General features: G+C 51.7%; 7 protein-coding genes and 1 pseudogene. 7 read left to right on the forward strand and 1 reads right to left on the reverse strand.

What is annotated here, in order from left to right:
* The first annotated feature begins 41 nt into the window (after positions 1-41).
* The 6 genes from HKX24_RS06180 (at position 42) to HKX24_RS06205 (ending at position 7,393) form a co-directional block, all read left to right on the forward strand.
* Entirely contained in the window at positions 42-1,667 is a 1,626-nt protein-coding gene (locus HKX24_RS06180; RefSeq protein ID WP_271693317.1) for a GMC family oxidoreductase N-terminal domain-containing protein, read from the forward strand.
* A 16-nt stretch (positions 1,668-1,683) separates the two neighbouring features.
* Positions 1,684-2,742, forward strand: coding sequence for a TRAP transporter substrate-binding protein (locus tag HKX24_RS06185; protein WP_271693318.1), 1,059 nt, complete (start codon positions 1,684-1,686; stop codon positions 2,740-2,742).
* A 532-nt stretch (positions 2,743-3,274) separates the two neighbouring features.
* The gene (locus tag HKX24_RS06190) at positions 3,275-4,582 is read left to right on the forward strand and encodes a TRAP transporter large permease (RefSeq protein ID WP_271693319.1); all 1,308 of its coding nucleotides are present in this window, start codon (positions 3,275-3,277) and stop codon (positions 4,580-4,582) included.
* A 3-nt stretch (positions 4,583-4,585) separates the two neighbouring features.
* On the forward strand, positions 4,586-5,977 hold the full coding sequence (locus tag HKX24_RS06195; protein ID WP_271693320.1) for an aldehyde dehydrogenase family protein: 1,392 nt from the start codon (positions 4,586-4,588) through the stop codon (positions 5,975-5,977).
* Positions 5,974-6,243: a UxaA family hydrolase gene (locus tag HKX24_RS06200; protein WP_271693321.1), complete on the forward strand. Its 270-nt coding sequence runs from the start codon at positions 5,974-5,976 to the stop codon at positions 6,241-6,243. The genes HKX24_RS06195 and HKX24_RS06200 overlap by 4 nt, the downstream gene beginning before the upstream one ends.
* Positions 6,224-7,393, forward strand: coding sequence for a UxaA family hydrolase (locus tag HKX24_RS06205; protein ID WP_276153884.1), 1,170 nt, complete (start codon positions 6,224-6,226; stop codon positions 7,391-7,393). The genes HKX24_RS06200 and HKX24_RS06205 overlap by 20 nt, the downstream gene beginning before the upstream one ends.
* Before the next feature lie 13 nt (positions 7,394-7,406).
* On the opposite strand, the gene HKX24_RS17625 is transcribed toward HKX24_RS06205, so the two are convergent.
* The gene (locus tag HKX24_RS17625) at positions 7,407-7,754 is read right to left on the reverse strand and encodes an NYN domain-containing protein (RefSeq protein WP_346428853.1); all 348 of its coding nucleotides are present in this window, start codon (positions 7,752-7,754) and stop codon (positions 7,407-7,409) included.
* Between HKX24_RS17625 and HKX24_RS06210 the strand changes: the two are divergent.
* Positions 7,657-8,061: pseudogene (locus HKX24_RS06210) on the forward strand (transposase); the annotation flags it as partial. The gene HKX24_RS17625 and the pseudogene HKX24_RS06210 sit on opposite strands and share 98 nt — an antisense overlap.

Genomic DNA, 8,061 nt, shown 5'->3' on the forward strand with positions numbered 1-8,061 from the left:
TCTATAAGTAGAACTTTAGAATTAATCGCGGGGTCGAGGCAGTGCAGGGATATGACTATGTCATAGTTGGGTCGGGTACCGCAGGCTCCACCCTTGCGAACCGCCTCTCCGCAGGCGGTCACTTCAGCGTCCTCGTTCTTGAAGCGGGTGGGGAGGATCGCGGATTTTGGCTCAAACTTCCAGTTGGCTATTTTCGTTCAATATATAATGAGCGTGTTTCACACCTTTACCGAAGCCAACCTGATGATGGGATCGCTGGACGGCAAATGGATTGCCCTCGTGGTAGGGTGGTAGGCGGCTCCTCTTCGATAAATGGGCTTATTTATATCCGGGGTCAGCGCGAAGATTACGACGATTGGGCCGCCCTTGGCGCAGATGGATGGGGCTACGGAGACGTGCTGCCCTATTTTCGAAGCGTAGAGTCTTATCAAGGTCCGCCTTCCCAGTTCCGTGGAGCTCATGGACCTCTAAGCATTTCGGACCTTCGTAATGAGAATCCTGCCTGTCATGACTGGCTCGAAGCCGCAAGAAATGCGGGCTACCCCAGTAATTTAGACTTTAATGGTGCTGAGTCCTATGGCGTGGGAAGCTATCAACTGACGCTGCGGGGAAGATGGCGTGATAGTGCAGCTACGGCATTTCTAAAGCCAGCGTTAACCCGCAAAAATTTGACCCTTCGAACGCGAGCTCAGGTTACGCGGATCCTATTTGAAGGCGATCGCGCGGTTGGAGTGGCCTACTTAAAAGAGGGAAGGGAGTATGAGGTACGCGCTGACCAAGAAGTGCTGCTTTGCGGTGGAGCTGTGCAAACTCCTCAGCTGCTCCAGCTCTCGGGCATAGGGCCTGAAACCGTTCTCGAAAAGGCGGGAATTAAGCCGCAACATGTCTCGCCAGAGGTGGGGAGGAACCTGCAAGACCACCTCCAGATGCGTACCATAGTTGAATTATCGGACAAAAAAGACTCTCTAAACGATCATGTGTGGAATCCGCTTAAGCTTGCGGGCATCGGACTGGATTGGCTTTTTAATGCGCGGGGGCCCTTGACTGTTGGGGCCGGGCAGGTCGGTGGTGCGGTGCGAACAAAGTATGCACAAGGCGATCGCCCTGATCTTCAGCTGTTTGTAATGCCTCTGTCGGTAGATAAACCGGGTGCGCCTCTTCACCGCTATTCCGGTTTCACCACTTCGCTATGGCAATGTCATCCTGAAAGCCGAGGTAGCATCCAAATTACGTCAGCCGATCCGTTTGCCGATCCCGAGATACGACTCAATTACCTTAGTACCCAGCGTGATCGGGATGTCATAGTCGAGGGTGTCCGGATCGTTCGACAGCTGTATAATGAGCAGCCTTTCCGCGATCGTTGGAAAAATGAAGTCGTGCCGGGGTCTGAGGTCCAGACTGACGAAGAGATCTTGGCAGCGGTCCGGCGTATGGCTGGTACGGTATACCATCTTGTTGGCACTTGCCGCATGGGCTCAGACGATTGCTCGGTCGTTGATCCTCAGCTCAGAGTGCGGGGCGTAAGAGGGCTCCGCGTTGTGGATGCCTCAGTCATGCCGAAAATCACTTCCGCAAATACCAATGCGCCGACGTACATGATCGCGGAGAAGGGAGCCGCAATCATTCTGGGAGAAGCTGGAGCAACCCATTTGCCCAGTAAAATTTAACAGGAGGAGGAAAATAATGAAACATTTCTTTAATGCTGCGGCAGTTGGTCTTGCGGGAGCGATATTCGCGCTGCCAGCTATGGCTCAGGAGCACAATCCGTTCGACTGGCGCTCGATCCCTGAGCAGGAAGATCAGATCACAATGAAGATTGGCCATTCGGTAAACATGGAATGGTCGTCACATACTGCAACGCTGAAAAGGTTTGCAGAATTGGTAGCAATCTATACCGACAACGAGATTCGCGGCGAAATTTACCCCGGCGCACAGTTGGGTGGAGAGCGCGAAATGTTGCAACAGGCACGTCAAGGTGCATTGCATGTTACCTTACCCGCGACCAACAACGCGGCAGCTCTCGCGCCTTCACTTAACGTGTTCATTCTGCCGTATCTCGCGACGTCAACTGACCAAGTAAACTATCTTCAGGACGAGTTGACGCCCTATCTCGTGCCGCGCGTCATTAAAGAGGCAGGTGTTCGCATCGTCGGATGGGAAAATTCGGGCTGGCGGTCGTTCTTTTACAAGTCCGACAATCCAATAGAAAAGCCCGCTGACCTTGCCGACTTGAAGATGCGTGTACCCCCTAACCCGATTATGATTGCCTCGTATGAGGCTTGGGGCGGCAAACCAACGCCAATCGCGTGGTCGGAGCTGTATAGTGCCCTTCAACAGGGTGTCGTCGAAGGGGGAGACAACCCGGTGCCCGACGTCATGGGCATGAAGTTCAATGAGGTAGTCAACCGTATGACCACCTTTCATTACACAATCTTAACTCACCCCATCATGGTTTCTGAACGGTGGTTCCAAGGTCTGTCAGAAGACCATCAAGAGGCAATCTTGCGAGCGGGTGAAGAGGCAACGCAGTATATTCGCTGGTGGCAACCTTTAGATGCCGAGCGTTATTGGGACATGGCACGCGAGGCCGGGATCGAAATAACAAAGATTGAGGATGAGACCGAGTGGATGGAGAAGGCTCGGGCCATCTGGCCGGATTACTATGACGCGATCGGACCGGATGGCGAACAAGTTGTCGAGAAGGCACGCGAAATCCTCGACGGTTACCCCGGCGACGAATGAAGCCTACATAAACGAAATTTCGTCAGCCCATCCGGGCTGACGGGAACTCGAATGATGGAGATCTGCTAAATGGCAATCCTGAGGACAATCTTGTTCATAATATCTGCAGCTGGGATTGCCCTAATGGTGGCTTCTCTTTTTCTGCAAGTGTCGGCGCGAGAATTAAATTTGGCAGTTGACTGGACTGAAGAGATTAGCCGGTTCGCCTTTATATCCATGGTATTTTTTGCAGCTGCATACAGCACGCTGACTCGCTCGCACCTTCGTGTGACCGTATTCGCAGAGTTAATGATAAAGTGGATTGGTAAGCGTCCAATTCAATTTGTGCACACAATCATCTTACTCTGCTTCGCCGGGGTTATGGTGGTATTTTCAGGGCTCAATTTCCTTGATGGGCTAAAGTATCCCAATATTTCTCCGGCCATTGGGTTCAATCAAAACCACCTATTCGTGGCGATGTGTACTGGGTTCGTTGTCATATTCCTTATCCACCTTAGAGACCTATTGGTACTTATGACTGGGGGTACTCTTCATGAGTGATGTCGTCATAGTGCTTCTGACACTGTTCCCGATTTTACTACTGATCGGCCTACCGATTTATGCCGGGCTTGGGATTACAGGATTGGTAATCAGCTACATGACCGATGCGCCATTGGTCTTTGCCACCCAGAATGTACTAAATGGATTGGATAAATTTCCGCTTCTCGCCATTCCAGGGTTTATCCTTGCAGGTAACATCATGGAAAGGGGTGGAATCACTGGAGACATCATCGGCCTATTCCGAAGCGCGTTTGGCCATATTCCAGGCAGTCTCGGTCTGGTAACGATTTTTTCGTGTATGTTTTTTGCGGCAATATCGGGCTCAGGCCCCGGAACAGTTGCAGCGATTGGCGCGATCATGATTCCGGCGATGGTCAAGTACGGCTACCCGCCTGCATATGCCGCGAGCGTTTCGGCTACTGGCGGGACACTCGGTGTAATGATCCCACCTTCGAACCCCCTGATCATTTACGGTATTATTGCTAATGTCTCAATTGCGGATCTTTTCGCTGCCGGGCTCATTCCAGGTATCCTGGTTGCACTACTCCTTGCCGTAGTAGCTTATGTTATGGCGCTCCGTACGGGGGCTGTTATGCAGGCGCCAGTTGACGAACCGGGCGAAGAACCGAAACCTCGTATCCTCAAGCTTGTCTGGAATGCGAAATTCGCGCTTTTTCTACCACTTTTTATCCTCGGCGGTATTTATCTTGGGCTTTTCACACCTGTCGAAGCCGCAGTTTGCGCCGTAGTCTACGCCCTGATTGTAAGTGTTGTAGTGTATCGCGAGTTAACTTGGGCGCGGTTGATGGAAGCTTTCGAAAATGCGGTGCGCCTTTCCGGCGCCTTGATGATCATTGTAGCATGTTCCACACTTTTTGCGACAGTAATAACTTTGGAGCGTATACCGCAGGACGTGGTGGATGTGTTTGGAGGCCTCACTGATAGTCCGGTAAAACTGCTTATCCTGATTTGTGCGTTACTAATCGTAATTGGTACTTTCATGGAAACCATGAGTGCTATCATCATTTTGGCGCCGATTCTCGTTCCGCTGGTAAAAAGCTATGGGATTGATCCTGTTCATTTCGGAATCATTCTGATCGTGACAGTCGAAATCGCGTTCTTAACTCCTCCCCTCGGCGTAAATCTTTTCGTTGCGAGTTCGCTGGCCAAAATCCGGTTTGAAAAGGTCGCCGTAGCAATTTTGCCCTACGTGGCAACATTGGTCATCGCCATGCTGATCTTAATTATCATTCCCCAGATCAGTCTGTGGCTGCCAGAAACCCTTAGATCTCTCAGGTAGGTTATGTCTAAACTTAAAATTTCTAATCCAGCGCACCCCGAAAAAATTGTTGCGCATTACGACGAAACCGAAGCCAGTGAACTTGACGCAATAGTAGATAGAGCTCGGGAAGCTCAATTGACTTGGGCGCGGGTTCCTCAACCTGAACGTGGTCGCATCTTGGGTGCATTCTTTGATGCACTGGAGGCACGTACGGATGAGATTGCGGAGAGGATCACGTTGGAAATGGGTAAATTGCTTCGCGAATCCAAAGGTGAGATTGGTAAGGGTCTCGCAGAGGCCCGTGCAACGATTTCACGAGCTGGCGCTCCTCTGGGAGAGGTGCTGCCGTCACAAACCCACGGCGTGGGAGCATATTCAACTCGACGGCCACGCGGTGTCGTTCTTGGAATTAACCCATGGAATTTTCCATTCTCTACTCCAATACGCAAATTGGCGCCCGCGCTCCTCTATGGTAATGCGATCATATTAAAACCAGCCAGCCTATGCCCTGGGGCAGTGGTCCTCATCGAAGAAGTCGCGCGTGATTTTCTCCCTCAGGGATTACTGACAGTTGTAATTGGTCCCGGACGAATGGGACAGTTTCTTTGCGAGCACCCAGGTATTGATGCGGTCAGCTTTACCGGCTCCGTAGAAGTAGGCAAGAAAGTTGCGATCGCGGCAGTATCGCATTTGTCCGAAGTAAGCTTGGAGCTTGGGGGGAAAAACCCAGTCATCCTAAATGACACCTCGGATATTGGATCTGCGCTGGACCAGATAACTGCTGCAGCTATGGCAGTGTCGGGTCAGAGGTGTACAGCAATCAGCCGAGTCATTGTACGTGAGGAAATTTTTGATTCAGTTATCGACGGGCTGACACGCCGCTTTAGCGCTCTCAAACCCGGCGATGGTACCGACCCGAATAGCGGCCTCGCACCCTTGTCTTCAGGCCAACACCTGGAGGATGTTGCTGGTTTTGTCGATCGAGCCCGTGCTGCCGGTGCAACAATAGAAGTCGGCGGAACCTTAGTAGATACGAACTCCGGCGGCCATTACTACCCGGCGACTTTGATTTCGGGCGTGACGCCCGATATGGAGATCGCCCGCGATGAGGTTTTTGGGCCGGTTGTCGCTGTACTTCGCTATAAAGATATCGACGAGGCTCTCCAAATCGCCAATGGCGTTGCTTTCGGTCTATCTTCGTGTCTGTACTCCGAACAGAGCCCAGTGATCGAAGCATTTGTTAATTGTAGCGAAAGCGGAATGATCCACGTTAATGCTGGAAGCTTTCCCGAAAACCACATGCCGTTTGTGGGTGTCAAGGACAGTGCTCTCGGCGTGGGTGGATCAAACGGGGCATCGACCATTCAATTCTATACTACTGAGCATGCTGTCTACCGGAAAGACCGCGCATGACTGAAGAACGGGCAATCACTCGGGGGGGGCGTATGTCCTTAACTGTGCATACCGCAGATAATGTGACGACAGTGCTTGATGCGAAAGAGACGGTAAACCGTTTGGCTGACGGTAAAGACTGTGCATTAGGTGTCCCCTTTGGTCACAAAGTCGCAATCTGCGCAATTCGGAAGGGAGAACCGATCATTAAGTACGGTATCACCATTGGTACCGCGAGCGAAGATATCTGCATTGGAGAGCACGTGCATGTCCATAATGTGGCCTGAACCCGGTTTGGGTTGGGCGCGAACCGATAGCGCGCCAGGTATCAGAAATCATGTCATTGCTTTCTCAACGGTGGCACTGGCTGACCGTGCGGTGGCGATGGCCGCGGAGAGGGTTCCCGGGTCGCTTGAACTGCTGCCACAATTTGAACGAGGGCTTCGTGGAAATGATGCAACACTGCAGGCGGAGGTCATAAAACGAGTTGTGCAGCATCCCAATGTTGGCGCCGCTCTCGTTGTCACTCATGATCGCGCTGCTGCACTTGCGTTGGAAGCTGAGTTTTCAGTCCTTCCGAAGCCTATAAAAGTTTGTGCGTTAATGGGCTTCAGCGGTATGGAAAGTGCCGTTTCTGAAATGGCGAATTTGCTGGAATTTCTATCTGATCAGGCAGCACAGAATGAAAAGGTCGAACTTCAATGGAGAGATTTGACTGTTGCTTTGGAATGCGGTGGGTCGGATGCCACTTCTGCGATTTGCGCCAATCCTGCTATCGGGCGTTTTGTCGACCATCTTTTGTCCAGAGGTGGTCGCGCGATAGTGTCAGAAACAGCCGAGTTCTTAGGTGGCGAACATGTGGTTGAGCAGTCTTGCGATAGTCCTGCTATTGCTAAGGAAATAATCGCGCGAATTCAATCTGTTGAGAATCTGATGCTGGCCGATGGACACGATTATAGAGGTGTAAATCCTACGCAGGAAAATATCGAAGCTGGTCTGACTACGCTTACAGAAAAGACTATGGGCGCCTTGTGTAAAATCGGTAAAAATCGGTTTTCTGGCTGTCTTGATTTCGCCGAAGCGCCAGAAGGGCAGGGGTTATTCTTTATGGATACCCCGTTCTTTAGCCCAGTGTCATTGTCTGGAATGATATTGGGAGGTGCACAGGTTTCCTTGTTTGCTATGGGCGTCTTTAATCCTTCAGGAATGCCGCTTGCGCCGACCATCAAAATCTGTGGCAATACACGGACGTTAGAGGATTGGGGCGCGAGTATCGATATTGACGTAGCCCATATTCTTACCGGCGCAATAGATTTAGATGAGGCAGCACAACTAATTTCTCGATCTATTCGAAATCTATCTCTCGGAGAGAAAAGTAAAGCAGAGTTCTGGAGCGAAGGTCAGATGATTATCCCCCGCACAGCTCCAGCCCTATGACCTTTGTTCCGTGCTACTGAAGTCTGGCGGTAAGTTGGGTAAAACCACCATCAAAACATGCGATTACGAAACAACGTATATCTTTGGATAGCACCAATTCCAGCGCATCCAGTGCCACAAGTATGTCAGCGGCGTTCTTACCGGTTTCCCCACGCAGCACTCGGTAGCCAATTGCACCATGCCGGCCAGAGGGGGTAATCCCCCCCGATGTTAAGGGGATGCGGAAGTAGAATTTTCTCGGCAGGATGAACGAGGAGATTCCGATGAAGAAGACACGTTTTACGGAGGCCCAGATCATGGGCGTGCTGCGCCAGATGGAAGGCGGCGTTCCTGCTGCCGAGTTGTGCCGTGAACATGGCATGAGCAGTGCCACGCTTTACAAATGGCGGGCCAAATATGGCGGTATGGATGCGAGCCTGATCAGCGAGATGAAGGCGATGGCCGAGGAGAACCGCCGCCTGAAGCGTATGTTTGCTGATGTCAGCATGCAAAACGACCTGCTGAAGGAGGCGCTCGGAAAAAAATGAAGCGGCCAGCTCAACGCCGAGAGTTGGCCGTGAAAGCGGTGGCGATGAAGGGGGTCAGCATTGCGCTGGCGTGCCGGGCGTTCGACGTCAGTGAGACGTGCTATCGGTACAGCCCCAAGCTGGACGATGAGAACGAGCAGA

The organism is Sulfitobacter sp. M85, from assembly GCF_029285915.1.
Taxonomy (GTDB): Bacteria; Pseudomonadota; Alphaproteobacteria; order Rhodobacterales; family Rhodobacteraceae; genus Sulfitobacter; species Sulfitobacter faviae.

Excerpts from the sequence above, each read along its gene's own strand:
- HKX24_RS06205 (WP_276153884.1), top strand. The coding sequence starts at position 6,224 with ATGTCCATAATGTGGCCTGAACCCGGTTTGGGTTGGGCGCGAACCGAT.
- HKX24_RS06185 (WP_271693318.1), top strand. The coding sequence starts at position 1,684 with ATGAAACATTTCTTTAATGCTGCGGCAGTTGGTCTTGCGGGAGCGATA.
- HKX24_RS17625 (WP_346428853.1), bottom strand. The coding sequence starts at position 7,754 with ATGCCATGTTCACGGCACAACTCGGCAGCAGGAACGCCGCCTTCCATC.
- HKX24_RS06195 (WP_271693320.1), top strand. The coding sequence starts at position 4,586 with ATGTCTAAACTTAAAATTTCTAATCCAGCGCACCCCGAAAAAATTGTT.
- HKX24_RS06190 (WP_271693319.1), top strand. The coding sequence starts at position 3,275 with ATGAGTGATGTCGTCATAGTGCTTCTGACACTGTTCCCGATTTTACTA.
- HKX24_RS06200 (WP_271693321.1), top strand. The coding sequence starts at position 5,974 with ATGACTGAAGAACGGGCAATCACTCGGGGGGGGCGTATGTCCTTAACT.